The organism is Psychrobacillus sp. NEAU-3TGS (assembly GCF_029955155.1).
Classification (GTDB): Bacteria; Bacillota; Bacilli; order Bacillales_A; family Planococcaceae; genus Psychrobacillus.
Map to the genome: position 1 here is coordinate 236,942 of NZ_JAPNOZ010000006.1, position 18,727 is coordinate 255,668.

23 protein-coding genes are annotated in these 18,727 nt (G+C 35.7%); 3 read left to right on the top strand and 20 right to left on the bottom strand.

Translation table 11 applies throughout. From position 1 onward, the window contains the following. The first annotated feature begins 190 nt into the window (after positions 1-190). Positions 191-826, top strand: a complete 636-nt coding sequence (locus OR571_RS05980) for a GntR family transcriptional regulator (protein ID WP_282241961.1) — start codon at positions 191-193, stop codon at positions 824-826. Positions 827-882: 56 nt separating this feature from the next. On the opposite strand, the gene OR571_RS05985 is transcribed toward OR571_RS05980, so the two are convergent. From OR571_RS05985 to OR571_RS06060, 15 genes are all read right to left on the bottom strand, one after another. Next, positions 883-1,164, bottom strand: a complete 282-nt coding sequence (locus OR571_RS05985) for a hypothetical protein (RefSeq protein WP_282241962.1) — start codon at positions 1,162-1,164, stop codon at positions 883-885. 9 nt (positions 1,165-1,173) lie between these two features. Next, positions 1,174-1,554: a hypothetical protein gene (locus OR571_RS05990; protein WP_282241963.1), complete on the bottom strand. Its 381-nt coding sequence runs from the start codon at positions 1,552-1,554 to the stop codon at positions 1,174-1,176. 12 nt (positions 1,555-1,566) lie between these two features. After that, the gene (locus OR571_RS05995; RefSeq protein WP_142540718.1) at positions 1,567-1,932 is read right to left on the bottom strand and encodes a DUF2089 domain-containing protein; all 366 of its coding nucleotides are present in this window, start codon (positions 1,930-1,932) and stop codon (positions 1,567-1,569) included. Between the two features lie 230 nt (positions 1,933-2,162). After that, a complete protein-coding gene (gene fabZ, locus OR571_RS06000) occupies positions 2,163-2,591 on the bottom strand; it encodes a 3-hydroxyacyl-ACP dehydratase FabZ (RefSeq protein WP_481900364.1) in 429 nt (142 codons plus the stop codon). A 282-nt stretch (positions 2,592-2,873) separates the two neighbouring features. After that, positions 2,874-4,445, bottom strand: a complete 1,572-nt coding sequence (locus tag OR571_RS06005; RefSeq protein WP_282241964.1) for a DUF4179 domain-containing protein — start codon at positions 4,443-4,445, stop codon at positions 2,874-2,876. Next, positions 4,423-4,989, bottom strand: a complete 567-nt coding sequence (locus tag OR571_RS06010; RefSeq protein WP_282241965.1) for an RNA polymerase sigma factor — start codon at positions 4,987-4,989, stop codon at positions 4,423-4,425. The genes OR571_RS06005 and OR571_RS06010 overlap by 23 nt, the downstream gene beginning before the upstream one ends. Before the next feature lie 499 nt (positions 4,990-5,488). Next, positions 5,489-6,223 (bottom strand): hypothetical protein, encoded by a 735-nt coding sequence (locus OR571_RS06015; protein ID WP_282241966.1) that lies wholly within the window; start codon positions 6,221-6,223, stop codon positions 5,489-5,491. 717 nt (positions 6,224-6,940) lie between these two features. Continuing rightward, positions 6,941-7,663, bottom strand: coding sequence for an amino acid ABC transporter ATP-binding protein (locus tag OR571_RS06020; RefSeq protein WP_282241967.1), 723 nt, complete (start codon positions 7,661-7,663; stop codon positions 6,941-6,943). After that, positions 7,656-8,312, bottom strand: coding sequence for an amino acid ABC transporter permease (locus OR571_RS06025; RefSeq protein ID WP_142540714.1), 657 nt, complete (start codon positions 8,310-8,312; stop codon positions 7,656-7,658). The genes OR571_RS06020 and OR571_RS06025 overlap by 8 nt, the downstream gene beginning before the upstream one ends. Before the next feature lie 270 nt (positions 8,313-8,582). Beyond that, on the bottom strand, positions 8,583-9,383 hold the full coding sequence (locus tag OR571_RS06030; protein ID WP_282241968.1) for a transporter substrate-binding domain-containing protein: 801 nt from the start codon (positions 9,381-9,383) through the stop codon (positions 8,583-8,585). A gap of 2 nt (positions 9,384-9,385) precedes the next feature. Then, positions 9,386-10,690: an aspartate aminotransferase family protein gene (locus OR571_RS06035; protein ID WP_282241969.1), complete on the bottom strand. Its 1,305-nt coding sequence runs from the start codon at positions 10,688-10,690 to the stop codon at positions 9,386-9,388. Between the two features lie 372 nt (positions 10,691-11,062). Next, complete coding sequence (locus OR571_RS06040; RefSeq protein ID WP_282241970.1) at positions 11,063-11,716, bottom strand: HAD family hydrolase; 654 nt, start codon at positions 11,714-11,716, stop codon at positions 11,063-11,065. Between the two features lie 520 nt (positions 11,717-12,236). Then, positions 12,237-12,806 carry a GNAT family N-acetyltransferase gene (locus tag OR571_RS06050; protein WP_282241971.1) on the bottom strand — a complete coding sequence of 190 codons (570 nt, stop codon included), beginning with the start codon at positions 12,804-12,806 and terminating at the stop codon, positions 12,237-12,239. Between the two features lie 4 nt (positions 12,807-12,810). Further along, positions 12,811-13,164: a helix-turn-helix domain-containing protein gene (locus OR571_RS06055; protein WP_282241972.1), complete on the bottom strand. Its 354-nt coding sequence runs from the start codon at positions 13,162-13,164 to the stop codon at positions 12,811-12,813. 117 nt (positions 13,165-13,281) lie between these two features. After that, complete coding sequence (locus OR571_RS06060; RefSeq protein ID WP_282241973.1) at positions 13,282-13,962, bottom strand: hypothetical protein; 681 nt, start codon at positions 13,960-13,962, stop codon at positions 13,282-13,284. A 166-nt stretch (positions 13,963-14,128) separates the two neighbouring features. On the opposite strand from OR571_RS06060, the gene OR571_RS06065 reads away from it, so the two are divergent. Next, a complete protein-coding gene (locus tag OR571_RS06065; RefSeq protein WP_282241974.1) occupies positions 14,129-14,818 on the top strand; it encodes a class I SAM-dependent methyltransferase in 690 nt (229 codons plus the stop codon). On the opposite strand, the gene OR571_RS06070 is transcribed toward OR571_RS06065, so the two are convergent. Both OR571_RS06070 and OR571_RS06075 read right to left on the bottom strand, forming a co-directional pair. After that, a complete protein-coding gene (locus tag OR571_RS06070; protein ID WP_282241975.1) occupies positions 14,796-15,260 on the bottom strand; it encodes a DUF2268 domain-containing putative Zn-dependent protease in 465 nt (154 codons plus the stop codon). The two genes, OR571_RS06065 and OR571_RS06070, sit on opposite strands and share 23 nt — an antisense overlap. A gap of 20 nt (positions 15,261-15,280) precedes the next feature. Beyond that, positions 15,281-15,649: a DUF2268 domain-containing putative Zn-dependent protease gene (locus OR571_RS06075; protein WP_282241976.1), complete on the bottom strand. Its 369-nt coding sequence runs from the start codon at positions 15,647-15,649 to the stop codon at positions 15,281-15,283. Between the two features lie 158 nt (positions 15,650-15,807). Between OR571_RS06075 and OR571_RS06080 the strand changes: the two genes are divergently transcribed. Beyond that, positions 15,808-16,056, top strand: coding sequence for a hypothetical protein (locus tag OR571_RS06080; RefSeq protein ID WP_142540700.1), 249 nt, complete (start codon positions 15,808-15,810; stop codon positions 16,054-16,056). A 125-nt stretch (positions 16,057-16,181) separates the two neighbouring features. On the opposite strand, the gene OR571_RS06085 is transcribed toward OR571_RS06080, so the two are convergent. From OR571_RS06085 to OR571_RS06095, 3 genes are read right to left on the bottom strand one after another with little or no spacing between them, the layout of a single operon-like run. Continuing rightward, positions 16,182-17,315: a bifunctional cystathionine gamma-lyase/homocysteine desulfhydrase gene (locus OR571_RS06085; RefSeq protein ID WP_282241977.1), complete on the bottom strand. Its 1,134-nt coding sequence runs from the start codon at positions 17,313-17,315 to the stop codon at positions 16,182-16,184. After that, a complete protein-coding gene (locus OR571_RS06090) occupies positions 17,316-18,248 on the bottom strand; it encodes a PLP-dependent cysteine synthase family protein (protein ID WP_282241978.1) in 933 nt (310 codons plus the stop codon). Then, a complete protein-coding gene (locus OR571_RS06095) occupies positions 18,248-18,718 on the bottom strand; it encodes an S-ribosylhomocysteine lyase (protein WP_282241979.1) in 471 nt (156 codons plus the stop codon). Before OR571_RS06095 ends, OR571_RS06090 begins: the two co-directional genes overlap by 1 nt. Positions 18,719-18,727 lie beyond the last annotated feature (9 nt).

Here is an 18,727-nt window from a genome sequence, read left to right on the forward strand (position 1 = left end):
TTTTAATAATCTCTATCTGAAACCGTTTACAATAACTTTAACATTTTATATTGTATACTCTTTTCATTATTTTGTATACATTTTTGTTTATTTCGTACACTAAATGGACACTTTATAGATTAGTACTTTCTTTCCTTAATTTATTTTGATAAATTTGATAGTAATGAAATAGATAATTGGAGTGAAAGCAATGACTCAGTACGATAAAAATTCTCGCTTTGCTTCCAAACAAGCATATGAGGTAATTCGTGATCGGATATTGAATGGAGATATGCCAGGTGGCACAAAAATTGTCGAAGAAAAATTAGCCGCTGAATTAGGATTTAGCCGGACCCCTATTAGAGAATCATTGCGACAATTAAATTATGAAGGGCTTATCGTCAATAAAAAGGTCGTACAGCCTACAGAAAAAGATTTACGAAACTTGTTTCAAGTAAGAAGTCTACTAGAAGGATTCTCAGCAAAAGCAGCAGCAACCTATTTACCAGAAGAAGATTTAAACGCTCTTTCTAATTGCATAAAAGTAGGAAGAGAAGGAACTATGGAAGAAATCATGGATGCAAATGAACGTTTTCATGAAATTATTGTTCAAGCCAGCGGTAACGCACTTATGATAGACACTATTCATCGTATGAAATCCATTATCTATCTTTTTCGTAAGACCGTGGTGCTTTATAATCGCCCTCGATTAATAGATGAGCATGAGGAAATTTATGAATCGATTAAAGCAAGAGATGGCGAGAATGCGAAGAAACTAATGGAAGACCATCTGAAAGAGGATTTAGATTTTTGTCTGCATATATTAAATAGTTCAAAAAACGCATAAAAAAAGGTAACAAATAAGCTATTCCCCCTGCTCATTTGTTACCTTCTTTTTGTATGTTATAGTCTAATAAAAACCTCTGTACCATCTTTCGCCTGAACGTCAACAATCTCAAGTCCTCTATGACTTTTTAATTCTTTCACAATTTTCCCTAGTTCCTTTTTGTCTAATTGCGGAATCGTAAATGTCATTTCTTTTTCCTTCATAGATTCCTTTATCCATTTATTCATTTGCTTATGCAAAAACTCTGAAGAAAGTAGGAGAATACCTAGATTTATGAATAAATACGGAACAGGAAGAGAAAACCGTATCCCTTCTGTTTTTACTTTTACGCTAATCATATTATCGCTCTACTCAATCGTAACGGAAACTGTATCGCCATTTGCTGATTTAACATCCACGATTTGTCCGTCTAGTTCATTTTCAATCGCTTCCAAGATCAAGCTGATATCAATATCCTTTACATATTTCTCCGACTGCGGAATGCTAGAGGCAATACTGTGTCCAGCCTTAAGAACAACCTTCACTAGCTTAATCGGCAAATTGACTGTAACATTATCATTTTCTGCTGAAACTACTCGTACTTTCAATGTTTTATCGGTATATGATTTTGGCGAAGGGGTGCTATCAGAGTCTCTTTCCTTTAAAACTTGGATAAGTTCAGAGGCTTTCCCCGCATCTACTTTCCCTTCCTGTACCATTGTTAATACTTTTTCAATTTCAGTTTTCATCTTTCATTCCCCCTATTCATCTTTTAAAAGTTTTAACGCTTCTTCTGATGTTATTTCTCCATTTTCTAGCATTGCAATTACCTTTTTTTCATCTACTTCATTTTTCTTCTTCGCTTCGTATCCGAGAGAGCTAACAACCTCATTTAGTTTCCCACGGACTGTTGGATAGGAAATTCCAAGCTCCTTTTCCACTTCCTTAATATTTCCTCTACATGTAAGAAATACTTCTACAAATCGTAGCTGTTCACTGGATAAGGATGCCATTTTTGATAATTCAAATTCGTTTTCAATTGTTGTGTGACAATGCGAGCAGTGCAGCTTTGTAATTTTTAATGTTTCACTACAAACAGGACACTGACTAATAACTTGATAAGCCATAAGAGCTGTTCACTCCCTCCTTTCATTTGTATTCATCATATAGCATTAATAACACAAATTCAATATGTAAATTAAATAAATAAATAAAAATAATATAAAATGTTGATAATTTTAATTCACACTTTAATAACGGGTGAATATGGCATAAAAAACATCTTCTTCTACGGGCTATTTGTAGACGAAGATGCTTTTTTATTTTGTAGCATTGAATAATAGTAATGTAATTAATATTAATCACCAAATGCAAATACTAGTTCTAACTCACAAACCGATTCTCCATCAACGGTAGCAATACCTTTTCCCTTTCCAATAAGGCCTTTTATACGAGTAATTTCCACTTCTAAACGAAGCTGATCGCCCGGTTTTACTTGTCGTTTAAATCGACATTTATCTATTCCCGCTAGCAAACCTAACCGACCTTTGTTCCCTTCTTTCGTTAGCATCGCAACTGCACTGACTTGCGCTAATGCTTCCACTATTAATACACCAGGCATTACAGGATAATTAGGAAAGTGCCCCTTAAAAAAATCTTCATTTATAGTTACATTTTTTATACCAACTGCTCTTCTTCCCTCTTCTACTTCCAAAATTCTGTCTACTAAAAGAAATGGATAACGATGTTTTATAATAGTTTGCAGTTCTTGTGTATCAATCAACATGAAATCTTCCTTCCTTGTTTATTGCCTATATTATAGCATCTAGTGTTAGTAGTAGGTATAAAATTAAAGTATTTTAAGATAAAAAATGTTTAGGAATAGAATTTTTAAAGATTATTTGGAGTAGGTTTCGGAACTCGCAAGATACCTTTTAAGAATCGCAAATAGCACTCGAAAATCGCATGTTACTTATGATGCCTCTTATTTTGTTTTGAAACGATGCCTTCTGTCTACAAAATTAATAGATGAGGAATTTTTTATTTCTGTCTACCTTTAATTACTGTTCTATTCATATAATGGAATTCTCCACTTTTCCTCTAGTTCAAAAAAACTAGTTGCAGTTAGCAGATGTAAAGACATTTCATCTGATACCTTAGCTAAACCATTAGTTTTGAAATAGATAGTTCGCCTAAAATTTCCATTTCCTTTTTCAGTAGTTTCATTATCTATTCTATAAGCCCTTTCAGTATCGCCCTTCAACACCCAATTACCTAATACTGCTGCATTGCTTTCTTGACTCACTTCCATTTCTATTTCAAAAAAAGCTGAGTCATCTGCGCTTACAGCATTCTGTAGTTTCGCTTTCTTAATTGTTACTGTATTACCCATATATTCAAATGACACTGGATTGTCCTCTATTTTGGCGGGATTAAACTTAACCGAGAAATCAGTAGGAACGACTTTATATACACCCTCCAAGACAAAGGTAAGTTTGCTATCCACTTTTTCTGGTACAAATGATTCCTTCCATGCTGCATGACCTAATTTTCCTTTGCCCTTAGCAGAACTTATAATTAGTTTATCGTCATTTGGTTCCTTATTGGTAAAGGGTGAAAACTTTAGAATAACTTTCTTCTCTTCATTTTCTATATAATATTTAATAGATGTTCCAAAATTGAGTAGCTCGCTTACGTTATATCCAAATTCTTCTTTTAAATATTTTAGCTTTTCTTCTGCTTCAACTAATTCAGAAGTTTGATAAGCTGTCTCATATAATAATGTATTAGAAGTAGGAGCATATTGTATTTCTTTTAAAATAACTTCTACCCCATCAATATTTTGGGCAGCATTATTTAGAAGAACCTTTCTTGTCTCTTTCTCTTTGTCTGCTACTTCTACTGGTATTTCTAGCTCCCAATTCCCCTGCTTGCCATTCAACTCAACTAGATGAAATTTGATCGTTACCTTTTCTAATCCAGGTTCATCATTAATAAACACTTGCAAAGAATTATAATCCAAGCCATTATCCATTCTATAACCCATACTATAATTGTAAGAACCATTATAACCAGTAACAGAAATGATATTTCCATTGTCTGATATATTTGGTCGCTCCGCTATACCATTTTCATTAATAACTTGAATAGACAATGCTACTCGTGATGAATCTATAATTATATCTTCAACTTTGAATGTAAGACCCTGATCAGATACTTCTAGATCAAGCCTTTTTTCTAACCCTTCATCTGATGCCATCTGCAATCCTTCATCTACCTGTTTTGTACTAAACAAACCACCTATAAATTGAGCAAAGCTAGGGCTAATTGTAGCCGTTAAACTAAGTGCCAATAAAATTCCCGCTGCTAATATTAATATCCGTTTGACCAATTGGCTATTTCTTCTTGCTTTTTTCTCCCTGTATGGCTCCAGTTGATCCAAGACAATAGATGCAAAATCATCTGATAATGTTGGTGATTGTAAGCTATCTTTTAAAAATTGATCTTCCACTTTAAATAATTGAACGATACTTGTACACGAATCACAAGTTTCTAAATGTTGTTTTATTTGGATATGTTCTTGTTCTGTTAGCAAGTTATCAACGTACTGCGAAAGTTTATCTGCCTTTGGACAGTTCATAAAAATAGCCTCCTTCGCGTTTTACAGTGTCTCTCATTTTTTTCTTCGCTCGATGCAGTTTATTTCGAACATCGGAGAGAGGAATTTCAATTAGCTCGCTTATTTCTTTATAGCTCAGTTCATTTACATATCTTAGAAGAATAATCATCCGCTCATCCTCCGGTAGAGTTGCAATAAGTCTTTCTAGCTGTCTGCTTTTCTCTTTATTCAAAAATACAACTTCTGGATGGTTGGTATTCACAATCTTCTCTTCATTTATTTCAACTTGCTTCATCTTGTAGCTTTTTTTACGAAATTCATCCATACAATGATTGATTGCCACTCTATAGATCCAACTAGAAAAAGAACCTTTTTGATCATATTTATCTAGCTGATGATACACTTTGATAAAAGCTTCCTGTACTAAATCCTGTGCATTCTGAGGATTTCTTGTCATTCGTAATATCGTTGCATATATTCTATTTTTATATTTATTAATAATATGTGCGTATGCTTGTTTGTTTCCAGACAGCACTTCCTGGATCCACTGCAGCTCTTCTTCCATATTTACCTCCTTGCTAAAACGACCATGCGCATGTCTCGTTTTGAACACTCATCTATACTAACGAGTATACTTTCATAATAATTTCACGCTGTTAAAAATAAAATCCATTTCCATCATGTTATCTGATTACTTGAAAAACAAATAACTCACACGTATACTTAAGGTAACAAGAGAGTAAAATAAAAAAGGTCGTATGATGCGCTAACATCATACGACCAAATATAATAGTAGGTTCCCTTCAAGGGGATTGGCTATTGAATAGGTAATAACCCAACCGAGCGCTCAACTCAAGGATGGGTTATTTTTTATGGTTAAATGACAGAATTACTACGATTAATGTTGCAAAAGCTACCGCAAACATCAAACATCAATGCTTCGAATACTGACACGGGCACACCCCCTTCCTAACGGGAGTGCGCCGACCACCCTTGAGCTACCTGCCTATTATCTTTTAATAATACCATACATACGTTCCATTAAATTTTAGCACTACCGTTAACTATATTCCTAAAATAAAGTCTCTAGTTAGTTGAAGTATTTCCTCTTGAATTTCCTTTGAATTTTTGTTCTCAGTTAAATACCCTACATGATATAGATGGCCCTTATAATATGTATATAATTCATTTGCTGAGGTAACTACGGTTGATACTTGATTTTGCTTCTCATCATACGAATAATATCTATAAGCTAGGGCACTATCTGTTGTAATTACTTGGTGAAAAATCGGGATATCGTCTATCAATATTTCTTTTCTTAACTCGTTACCCGCTGTGTCGGTTTGTTGTTTAGAAAAATCATATTTATCCAGTGGATTTTCATTGAGCTCTGTAACCGTGATGATATAAAATTCTTCTGTTTGATTGTAGTCATCTTTATGGTTATACGTAAGCTGGACTTGATTTTGTGTATTTCCACTTTCATCTTCTGATGTTACTACATATGCTGTTTGCTCATTTACTTCGAAAGGCAATTTTCGAGGGTCAATAGGATGAACAGCATTTTTAATGGAATTAGGTGCAATACTCACCAGTTCGTCGATTGGTAAAGGTATATAATATGTGACCTTTTTTCTTTTATCTAGTTCATCTACTGACTTAAAATATTCACTATACGCAAAACCAGTCCCTTTCACCTTTTCTAAAAAAGCTTCATCCTCTTTTTTAGCGCAGCCTATTATCATAAAAATCATGATTAGTAGAAGTAGAATGGCTTTAACTCTTTTACTGCGAGCCATTAATAATCTCCTTTCTCTTTATTCATTTTTACACAACCAATTACAGCGATAATGACCAGAATAACCTCTAAATAAGTTTGATTGTTAGTTTACCTTTTATTAGCTTTATACTTTTTTGGAAGATGAAATTTCTTTTTAATAAATCGTTCTATCATTAGACTACTTATAATTAAAAGAATATAAATTAAAAATAATTGCTACCCACTGCATATTCCACAGGCCTTTCCAACTTAAACGGGTTTTCTCCTTTGATGAAAGGAATGAATACAACATAAATTGAAATAAAGAAACCTTCATTAGGATCTTACTTTCTATTCTACGTCTAAATACATCAATCAGTTTCATTTTTTAGAAATTTGTGTAAAATATTTTATTTGGCATGGAATGTTTAAATCAAAACAAGCATCTGCTTTTCATACCGTTAAAGGTCCATTTATTAATGCGCAACATATCAAGCGATACTCGCAACATTGAAAGGCAAATGCGCAACATTATAGAGCATTTGCACAACGTTCACAAAAACCAGTCAATGTCATATTCGTCTCACACCAAGTAAACTTGTTATTTGGTTGCTTTCAATGATAGTTTAGTTGCTCTAAACCATTTACTTCATGCGCGCGCAATTAAATTATAGCGGAAATCCAAGCGGTAGCTCCCAACTAATTTCTAAACAACAAAAAGCAACCCCTTCATCAAAAGGGATTGCTCAATATCTACTTATAAAACTTTCTCTAAAAACTCTTTCGCGCGAGCCGATTTTGGCTCTGTGAAAAACTGTGCCGGTGGCGTATCTTCTACAAGCTGGCCGCCATCTAAAAATAATATACGATCTGCTACTTCACGTGCAAAGTTCATTTCATGCGTGACAATGATCATTGTCATTCCCGAATCAGCAAGCGACTTCATTACCGCAAGAACTTCTTTTACCATCTCTGGGTCAAGTGCTGACGTTGGCTCGTCAAATAACATGACAGAAGGATTCATCGCCAGTGCACGGGCAATCGCGACACGTTGTTTTTGTCCACCTGATAAACGATTCGGATAAGCATCACGTTTCTCATAAAGACCAACCTGACGTAGTAACTCATCTGCTTTTGCATTCGCTTCTGTTTTCGAAATACCTTGTACATTTCTTGGAGCATACGTAATATTCTCAAGCACTGTCTTATGCGGGAATAAGTAGAAATGTTGAAATACCATTCCTACATTTTCACGTACTTTCATAATGTTTGTGCGTTTGTCTGTTACAATATCTTTGCCGATTGTAATGACACCATTCGTCGGCTCTTCTAATAAGTTTATACAGCGTAAAAATGTAGACTTACCGGAGCCAGAGGGACCAATGATTGCAATTACTTCTTTTTCTTTGATTACTGTTGAAATGCCTTTTAGCACTTCATTTTTACCGAATGATTTGTGCAAGTTCTCTACTTTAATCACTTCTACTCATCCTCTTTTCTAGCTTTTTACCAAGGAATGTTAAAATGAGCGTCATAATGTAATAAATCACACCAGCAATCATTAAAGCCTCTAAATAATGATAATTCGAACCACCTACTACATAAGCTCGACGCATAATATCTAAAGCACCGATTACCGTTACAATAGCTGATTCTTTATTTAATGTGATAAATTCATTCATTAATGCTGGCATAATATTTTTCATCGCCTGCGGTAAGATGATATCCTTCATCATTTTTGCATAAGGAATACCTAATGCAAGTGATGCTTCTTGCTGCCCTTTATCGACCGCATTAATACCGCCACGAATGATTTCTGAAATATACGCTCCAGAGTTTAAACCAAATGCAAGAATAGCTGCTGGCATCGGATCAATATTAATATCAAAAAGCTGAGGAATAGCATAGTAAATAATCATTAATTGTAAAACGAGTGGAGTTCCACGGAAAATGGATGTATAAAAATCTGCAATGATCCGTAGTACTGTAACTTTTCCGATTTTACAAAGTGCCAGTAAAATACCTAGCACCATACCCATTATAGTTGCTCCCAACACAATCTGAAGCGTGACACCTATTCCCTTTAATATATAAGGAATAGAGGGAACGACTGCATTAAAATCTAACATATCGTTGCCCTCCTTTCTATTCGAACTATTTAAATAAATTGAATCAAATTTGCCTTGGCGTATTTGCTCCTGCGCAAGCTCGTCGCAGAAAACATTGCGCCCAGATCAAGTAAGGAAGTTAGTCTAAGAACATCGCATCCATGCGACAACGACTAACTGACCTGCATCACGCAGGCCAGAGCTTTCTCGATAAATTCCTCTATAAATCTGTGGCATCCGCCGGAGGCCTAAATTTCATTCAGGAGTTATTTTTGCTGAATGAAATTGAACTTATTCAGCTTCAACCACAAACCATTTCTGTCTTAATTCTTCAATTTTCCCGCTATCGATCAATTCTTTAATTGCTTGGTCAAATTGCGCTTTTAATTCGCTTCCTTCTGGGAATACGGCTGCTTTATAGTCAATATCATCCACTGCAACTGGGAAATAAGTTAAATCTGGATTTCGCTTTACATAGTTTTCAGCTACGATATCTTCAATAATTGCTGCATCAAAACGTTTTGTCATTAATTCTTGTACTACTTCTGGGATTAAATTACGGCTTTCCACTTTTAAATCAACCGTTTTTGCCACTTCTTTTGCAAGATCTTCTTGAATAGAAGAAACTTGGGCACCAACTGTTTTACCTGCTAAATCCTCTACTGTTTTAATGCCACTATCTTTTTTCGTAACAACCATTTGTTGTGTTTCATTGTAAGGTTCTGAGAAGTCTACTACTTTGTCACGCTCTGGGTTTGGACTCATACCTGCTAAAACGAAGTCTACTTTTCCTGCTTGTATTGCTGGTATTAAACCATTGAAATCAATGTTTTCAATTTTCACTTCAAACCCTAATTTTTCTCCTATTAAATTTGCAAGGTCAATATCAAATCCAATAATTTCTTCCCCTTTTGCTGTGTCAACAAATTCGAATGGCGGATAGTCTGCCGATGTGCCCATTACTAATACTTCTTTGCCCTCTGTTGTTGTTCCTTCACTACCAGATGATTTTTCGTTTTGTGACTTTGTGCCACAAGCTGCTAATACAGCGATTACTAATACTAGCATAAGCATAAATAATTTGTTTTTCATTATTATTTCTCCTCCATATAACGGTTAATAGCCTTTTCAAGCATTCCTAAACCATCATCTATTTGTTCTTTTGTTATGGTTAAAGGAGGAATCATTCGAATAACTTCCCCTTCGTTCCCGCATAAGTAGAACAACACGCCTTCTTCTAATGCATAATCTAGAATTTCCATAACAGCTTGTCCATCAACCTTGCCAGTTTCCGGATTGGAAATTTCAATTCCGATCATTAAACCGACAGAACGGATATCGCTTATAATAGGATATTTTGCTTGCATTTTCTTTAACTGTTCTGCTGCATATGCTCCAACCACTTTTGAGTTATCCACAAGATTTTCCTCGTGAAGTATTTCTAAAGTTGTTAAAGCAACTGAACATGCAATCGGATTACCTCCAAATGTAGTACCATGCATGCCGAGTGGCCATTTTTTCATTAATTCTTTGGAAGCGACTGTCGCACTTAATGGTAGACCAGATGCGATACCTTTTGCGATTGCCATAATGTCTGGTGTTACACCAAAGTATTGTGCTGCAAACCATTCGCCTGTACGACCGAAACCTGTTTGCACCTCATCAAAAATTAATAAAATGCCATGCTCATCACAAATTTCTCGAATTTTCTTTACCCATGCCTTCGGAGGGATGATATACCCACCTTCTCCAAGCACTGGCTCTAAAATAACACAAGCCACTTCTTCTGGTGTCACTTGGTGTTTGAATAAACGTGTAAAATCTTTTTCTAACTGTTCTACACAGTAAATCTCAGGATCCACTCCAGCTGGACAGCCTTTTACGTCTGCATACGGAATTTGATAAGACAGATGCGATGGCTGTAAAAATTTACGATATTTACTTTTAGATGTTGTCACACCTAAAGCCCCTAGAGAACGACCGTGAAAACAACCGGTAAAGGATACAACATACGGACGTTCTGTTACGAATTTCGCAAGTTTTAATGCTCCTTCAATTGCTTCGGTTCCACTATTTGCAAAGAAAAAGCAATCTAAGTTACCTGGCAGAACATCGCCTAGATTTTTGGATAGCTGTAAAATAGATTCGTACATAATAACTCCAGATGGACCGTGTACAAGCTGATCCGCCGCATCCTTAATACTTTGTACCACTTTTGGATGACGATGCCCGGTATTAGCTACCGCAATCCCAGAGGTAAAATCTAAATACGTTTTACCGTCTGCACCATAGTAATAACAGCCTTCTTCTTTCACGATCGGTATATTTGGATGATCCTTTGCCATACTTGGTGCTAGATAATCTCCCATTTGATCATATAATTCTAACCAGCTACTCAAACTGTTCACCTTCACTTTTCCATAAGTTATTCTATTAGTTAACAAAGAGCTGAACGATATCTACTCGTACTAGTAGTAGAAATATCTCCGTCCGTCTTTGACTGTTTTTTTAGCATGTATACAATATAGACCCTTACGCATAATTATTCAACAAGTTTTTTTGTGGATGGAAAAGTTTAAATTAGTCAAATCTTCAGTATTATCCCCTTAAAATTTCTATTAATGAATGAAGAATAAAATGTTGCAATTATTTTAGTGAAGATATCGGCATTTATAGGTTCTCGAAGAAACTATTTACAGCTTTTTTCGATTCGTAAAAAATCATGGGGAGCCATAAATCCTACGGCTCCCCACATTAGTTCTTAAAACTTTTTATAATTTATGTACAATTGTTTTTAATTCTATCAAATCATCTATTACTAAATCTGCTTGTGCAAGTTCATCCTCTTGTGCAAAATCAAAATTACAGCCAATAGATATTAGACCATTATCCATAGCAGCATTGATATCAGATAGACGATCTCCAACTACCGCAGCTTTTTTAATATCATATTTTTCGATAATTGTTTTAACTAAATCACCTTTATCAAGCGTCTTTATTTGTTGAATACTAAATGTCTCCGTAACCCAATTATCCAAATTATAATAATGCACAATTGCTTTTAAGTATTCTGTTAAACCATTACTTGCTATGTAGATGGAATAATTATTTTCTTTTAGATAACGGAAAACTTCCTGTACGTTAGGATATAAAGCTCCTTTTCCGCTTTTTATGTTTTCTATTAATCTTTCTAAAAAATAAGCATCCACTTGCTCTCTTACTTCAATCGAATGATTAGGTAACAAAGCCTCCCAAACTTTTGGTAAAGGTACACCCATAATTTCGCGGTATTTATCAATAGGAGTTACTGAATCCCACTTATTTAATGAACGTAAATAATTAAAAGTATCATCCAACGACAATTCTAGAATTTTATCTGTTTGAAATAATGTTCCATCCATATCAAAAATCAGTGATTGTAACATTGCTTTTCTCCTTATACAAATATATTTTCAACCTTCTAGCTCTAAATAAAATGGTGTTTAAATTAGCTTATCAGTCTACTTTATGAACCAGCTTATAATAGGTAAACTGGTATAAAATTTTTAAGCTTGTCTACTTGTCCGAGTCGAAATACTGTTTGAGTGTTTCTAATCCTATTTGTAACTCCTCTAATGAGTTCGTAGAGGAGAGCGCTATACGTAAATAATAATACTTTGACGAACGTCCACTCATAAATCGATCGGAGTGAAAAACACGTATTCCCGTTTAAGATGCTACCCCTGAGAGAATCAATTCGGTAATTACATCTGCATCGAACGAAGAAGTTTTTACATTTATTGTATAGATAGATTGCAAAACCTTCTGATGAAAGGCATCGCTATACACCATATAGGCTACGCGTAGCCCAGAACAAATTGCCTTAGAGGTTCCACAAAAAACTATTCAACGATAACAGCTTATCGTCAATCATTTTGCTGGGAACCATATGGTAAACATAATCCATTATATATTACCTCCTGCCTTGAAAAAATTACTTTTCCATTCGTGATATAAAATACTATATAAAAATGAATCCCTCCATCCATCTTTTAAAAGTAGGTCTTCACGCATTCTACCTTCTTGAACCATCCCTGTTTTTTCGAGCACCTTGGCTGAAGCTATATTCCTAGGGTCACAGGTTGCAAAAATGCGATGAAGATTTAATTGTTCAAAACCAAAATCAACTAAAACCTTTGCTGTCTCTGTAGCTAACCCTTTTCCCCAATAATCTGGATTTACAATATATCCAATCTCGCCAGTCTTATTTTGGCTATCTCGGATATTAAACTCTCCTGCTCCAACCATGCTTCCTGTTTCCTTTTCAACGATTGAAAAAACAAATCGTGTTCGTTCTACTCTTTTTGCATCCGTGAGCACTTGATTTACAAAATCCTTTGATTCTTCTTCACTGTTTGGTCCCCAAGGTTGATATTTGCAGACCGCTTCCATGGAGGCGTATTTATGAACATCCATCCAATCCTTTTCTTCCATTTCACGTAAAAACACATGACTACTTACTAAAACGCTACTCATCTTACTATTCAACTTCCTTCCATATCACTGTGTTGTATCGAATCCATTCGTCGATTTGTTCTTGATTAAAATATTTTTCCTCACCAATTTGAATATAAGGAATATACTCGTACGTATCAAAGCTGGAGAGTACTTCTCTACTACTGTCTTGTTTCTGAATAATAGACGTTAACTTTTCTTTATTTATATTCAAGTAAGATGCAGCTTCCTCTAATGTTAGTAATCCTTTAGCTGAACTATCCACAATTTGTACCGGTTCCTTTTCCTCCATTGAAACACTGTTTCCTAGCTGAAAAGCTAAGAAAAAGATAGCAATGCTCAACAAAACAATAGATATGCTTAAAAAATGCTTGCTCAAACTAATTTCCCTCCTCTATATATTTATATGACATTCTCTAATAACTTCGTAAAATCCTTTATTTCGCTATACATAAAAAGAGACCCTGCATTTGTTTTAACGAGGATGTTTACTGTGTCATTCTTTTTTTCTAATATAACTTTCTATTTCATTTGAGATAATGGAAGTGTCCCATGGATACCAAAACCAAACATTGCCATCATTATATAAAGAGAACTTATTTGCAAGCGGTTCTTCGCTATAAAGAACTATTTGGAATCTGGTAGGATCACCATTAGTCGTGTTTGGATTAAAAGAAGCGTTTGTTTTTCCCTCATTAAGAATAGCTACTATTTCTGCTATTTCTTGTTCATTTACAATCGTATGATTGAGTTGAGTTTCATAGTCCCCTCCGTATATTTCGACTTTATTGATTGCTTCCAGATTAATATCTTTGTAATGATAGCTAAGATTGTTCTCATCCGTTTTGTATATACGATAGCCATTTATTTCAGACTCATCTGGAATGGCAATTAAGCCCTCTCTATCTTTCACACTGTATATTTCAGTTCCTTTCTCCCAAAATGCTGCATCCCCCTCTTTAATCCGATAACCTGGATTAGAAACATTACCCGCCACTCTAAACTTAACTTCTCCCATTTTTTCTCCTATGTTTACCGAATCGGAAATCACAGCAGTATAGACTGCATCATATTGCTTCCCATTTATTTTTATAAAGTCAACCCACTCAATAATTGTCTGTGAACCACAAGATACTAATAACATAATACAAAGAAGGAATAAGCCCATTTTTTTCATGTTAATCTCCCCCGTATCGATACATTCTATTATTAGTACGTTCTTTCCAGTAATATAGTTACAAAATTCCGTCTTTTTTAATCATACAGTTCCAATAGGAATGACAAGCATACTATATGTGTACCAATGAAAGGAGGGAAATCCAATTACTAACGACTATTTAGATTTGTTAGCTTATTTTGGTATAGGAGGTGCACATCCTGGAGGATTTGCCTTAACCAAATCTATATTGGAAGCCGAAAATATCCAACCAACTGATGCTGTACTAGATGTAGGATGTGGAACGGGGCAAACTGTAGCATTTTTAGCGGAAAGGTTTCACTGCCAAGTTACAGCGATTGATAACCATCCCATTATGATTGAAAAAGCGGAAGAACGACTGAAAAATAATAATCCCCCTATCCAGTTGATAGAGGGAGACGCTGAAAATTTAAAGTTTGCGGATGATTCTTTTGATGTGGCCATTGCTGAATCAGTAATCGTCTTTACTAATATATCGAAAACATTAAATGAACTTTCTCGAGTCTTAAAACATACTGGTAGGCTGATAATTATTGAGATGACGGCTAAACAAAACTTACCAGAAGCATTACAAAAAGAAGTGCGAAATTTATACGGAATACACTATATTTTAACGGAGGATCAGTGGATATCCAAACTACAGCAAGCAGGATTTGCTAAAATTGAAATGTTAGATGTGCCTTCCACACTATCACCAAGTGAACTTCATGACATCAATCAATCCAATAGCATCCAATCTAAATTTTATGATCTATGGGATAAACACCATCAATTTTTATATCAATACAATCATTTCATTGGCTTCCGCGTTTTTAAATGTCATTTATCTTCATAGGAAAATCTGAACCAGTGATTAATTCTTCCGAAGTTTTCTTATATAATAAGTTATTCGGAAAAGGACCATGTTTCTTTTGAAAACTATCTACTATATGAAATCCTATATGATAACCAATCCATTTCGGTAAACGCCTTCCCACTTTGCCGAATAAAAAATCTTGATGATTTTTAACTCCAGTCACATGTAAAGAAGGTAAAAAAGACTTTTTCCATATGGCAACAGCTTCTTCATGTGAATAAAAATTTATCCATGGTGCTAGCCACTCTTCACCATACAAATCCTTAACCGCATATTCTCCAAGCCCTTCAATGATAAGTGACTCCATTAATGAAATCTTGTCGGGAGCTAGATTCAAATAATCTAATCGGCACACATGATTGTACTCGTGTGCAAAGAGAGCCTTTATCTCTTCCTTGGGTAGATTAGGAGATAAAAACAAAAATAATGCCCCTCTATAAGCTACACTATTTTTTTAGGTATTTTCTTATTTGGTTTGGCAATTGCATTTTTTACCGGGAAAATGTAAATAGATACTTTTGGACCATCCCACCGTTTTTTTAATAATTTATATTCCTGTTTTACGGTTTGCCATACATTTTCCGCTTCCATTTGTTGAACAGTCTCTTTGATATTTTTCCATTCTGCCGGCTGAAATAAACCATTTCTTAATAGTTCATACTGTACAAGGTCAGGGTTTATAGTGGGAAATAGTTTTTTGAGAGGGGCTCCTATTATTTCCGCATGTATAGTAGCTGCCCCTCTTCCTGATTTTTCTTCACATAATTCCACAAATTTATAAAGAAGGTTTTGTGTTTGAATTACGGGCATGCATCTCTTCCTTTTTGTTTTTTCTTATCTTAAGATTGCCTTTCATATTATTAGAGACTTCCTATTTTCAATAGACGATTGTCTTTCGTGTCATACCATTAACCGCATATGTTAGTAGGACATACATGTATGTAATTTGTATTGAGAGGAGGACGAATATGAATCGATCTGATTTATACAATCAATGTTGTAGATATCATGGGCAAAGAGTGAGAATAACATGTCGCGATGGTAGTGTTCACGTGGGGGAAGTTACGAGAGTCAGCAGAAATACAGTTTGGATTCGACCAGACGCAGAATTTGGTGGATATGGCCTAGGATGGTTTGGTGAAGGATTTGGTGTTGGCTTTGGTATTGCGCTCGGTGCTATTACTGGAATCGTTTTAGCTTCCGCATTTTTTTGGTAAAACATATCCTATCCTATTCAAATACATTTCATAATGCTTATCTGTAAGGAGAAAGAAAGGGAATAGGTGATCATTGATTACCCATTCCCTTTTTCATTATTTGTTATAATACTACAGAATACAATTTAGACTAAACCCTGCTCCAGATCCTCCACCAAATCTTCCGCGTCTTCAATCCCAACGGAAATTCGTACAAGTCCATCTGTGATTCCTAGTTCTAGCCTACGTTCAAGTGGGATCGAAGCATGGGTCATTCTTGATGGAACAGAGATTAAACTTTCCACTGCCCCTAAACTTTCTGCTAATGTAAAGTATCGAAGCTTAGCAAGTAATGCATCAGCTTTTTCTCCACTACCAACATCAAAGGAAATCATTCCACCAAAGCCGGTCGTTTGTTTTTTCATCAGCTCGTGACCTGGATGCTGCTCTAAACCTGGATAATATACTTTTTCAACAGCTTTATGTTCCTGTAAGAACTCAGCAATTCGCTGTGCATTGGACTGATGCTCTTCCATACGAAGCCCTAATGTTTTAATGCCACGCATTAATAACCAAGAATCTTGAGGTCCAAGAACTGCTCCAACTGAGTTTTGTACAAAATGTAAATCAGTCGCAAGCTTTTCTGAATTTACAACAGCTAAACCAGCTACTACATCACTATGTCCACCGAGATACTTCGTTGCGCTATGCAAAACAATGTCCGCTCCAAGTGCTATTGGTTGTTGAAAATAAGGGGTCATAAACGTATTATCCACGATGGTAAGTAGACTTTTTTCTTTTGCAAGCTTAGCCACAGCTTCCATATCGGTAACTTTTAATAAAGGGTTGGTCGGAGTTTCTAAAAAAATTGCTTTTGTATTTTCTAGAATAGCTGCTTCCATGTTGGCTAAATCACTTGTATCTACAAAAGTAGACTCTATTCCGAAACGATTTAATACTTTCGACATGACACGAAATGTCCCGCCGTATACGTCATCAGTCAAAATGACATGATCGCCTTTTTGAAAAAGCATCATGACTGAACTTGTTGCAGCCATCCCCGAAGCAAAAGCAAATCCGGCAACCCCGCCCTCTAACTCGCTTATTAATACTTCCAATGCATGACGAGTAGGATTTCCAGTTCGGGAATATTCATAGCCTTTGAACTTTCCGACAGCTTCTTGTTTGTACGTACTCACTTGATAAATTGGTGTAGATACAGCGCCAGTTGCTTCATCGCCAACAATACCTGCATGAATCAGTTTTGTTTTCGCACGCATTTACTTTTCCTCCTTAAACACATGATAAACATTTTGACTTAAATAACGCTCACTTGAGTCTGGGAAAATAGTAACAATGTGGCTTCCTTCTTTTGCAATTTCAGCTTCTTTTAAGGCAGCAAAAAAAGCTGCTCCAGATGAACTCCCAACAAGCAATCCTTCTTTTTGGGATAGTGCTCGAAGTTGTGCAAATGCATCTTCATCGCGTACAGTATGAATCGCATCAAAATAAGATGGATCCATAAAGGTAGGGAGAAACTCCATTCCAATGCCTTCTGTCACGTGTGAACCCGCTGTCCCACCATTTAAAATAGATCCAACAGGTTCTACTATGACTGTTTTTATATTCGCATTGCGCTCTTTCAAAAATGTAGAGGTACCCATAAAGGTCCCCCCTGAACCAGCACCAGCAACAAACACATCAATCTGCCCATCTAAGTCTCTCCAAATTTCCGGCCCTATTGTTTTTTCATAAGTAGCTGGATTAGCGGAATTGGAAAATTGGGAAGGTGAAAATGCATTTGGGATAGTGCCAACTAGTTCTCGTGCTTTATCGATTGCCCCTTGCATCCCAAGAGACGTCTCTGTATTGACTATTTCTGCTCCTAACGCGCGCATCAATGTTTGTTTTTCCATACTAAACTTTTGAGGAACGACAAAGATTACTTTGTACCCTTTTCCTATTGCGGCAAGTGCAATACCTATGCCTGTATTTCCAGCAGTAGGTTCAATAATCGTTCCACCAGGCACTAGCTTTCCGGATTTTTCAGCATCCTGTATCAAAGATAGGCCGAGCCGGTCCTTTACACTGCCACCTGGATTTAAATATTCCAGCTTTGCAAAGATTCTACAATTATTTGGAATAGTAATATGCGTAATTTCCACGATAGGCGTTCTTCCTATTAATTCCTGGACACTACGAAAATAGTTCATTATACTTCCTCTTCATAGATTTGGCGCCACTCATCTTTTTTAGCGAGCATTTCCGTCGCAATTCCTTTCGCACCTTCTAAGCTGTGACTCGCCGCCCATCCACATTGCACTTCATTGCAAGCAGGAACCTCTGTTGCTTGGAGCACATCCTGTAATGTTTTTTCGAGAATCTCTAAAATTTCCTCATAGTTTTCATGATTAATAACCGATAAATAAAAACCAGTTTGGCATCCCATCGGACTAAGGTCTACTACTTGGTTCGTATGATTTCGAATATTCTCTGCCATCAAATGCTCTAATGAATGCAAAGCTGGCATTTTCATATGCTCTTTATTTGGCTGCTTAAAACGAATATCGTATTTATAAATTTCATCCCCGCGGATTCCTTCTTTTGTACCTGCTAAACGGACAAATGGTGCTACTACCTTTGTGTGATCTAAGTTAAAACTTTCTACATTCATTTTTTGCATATTTATCGC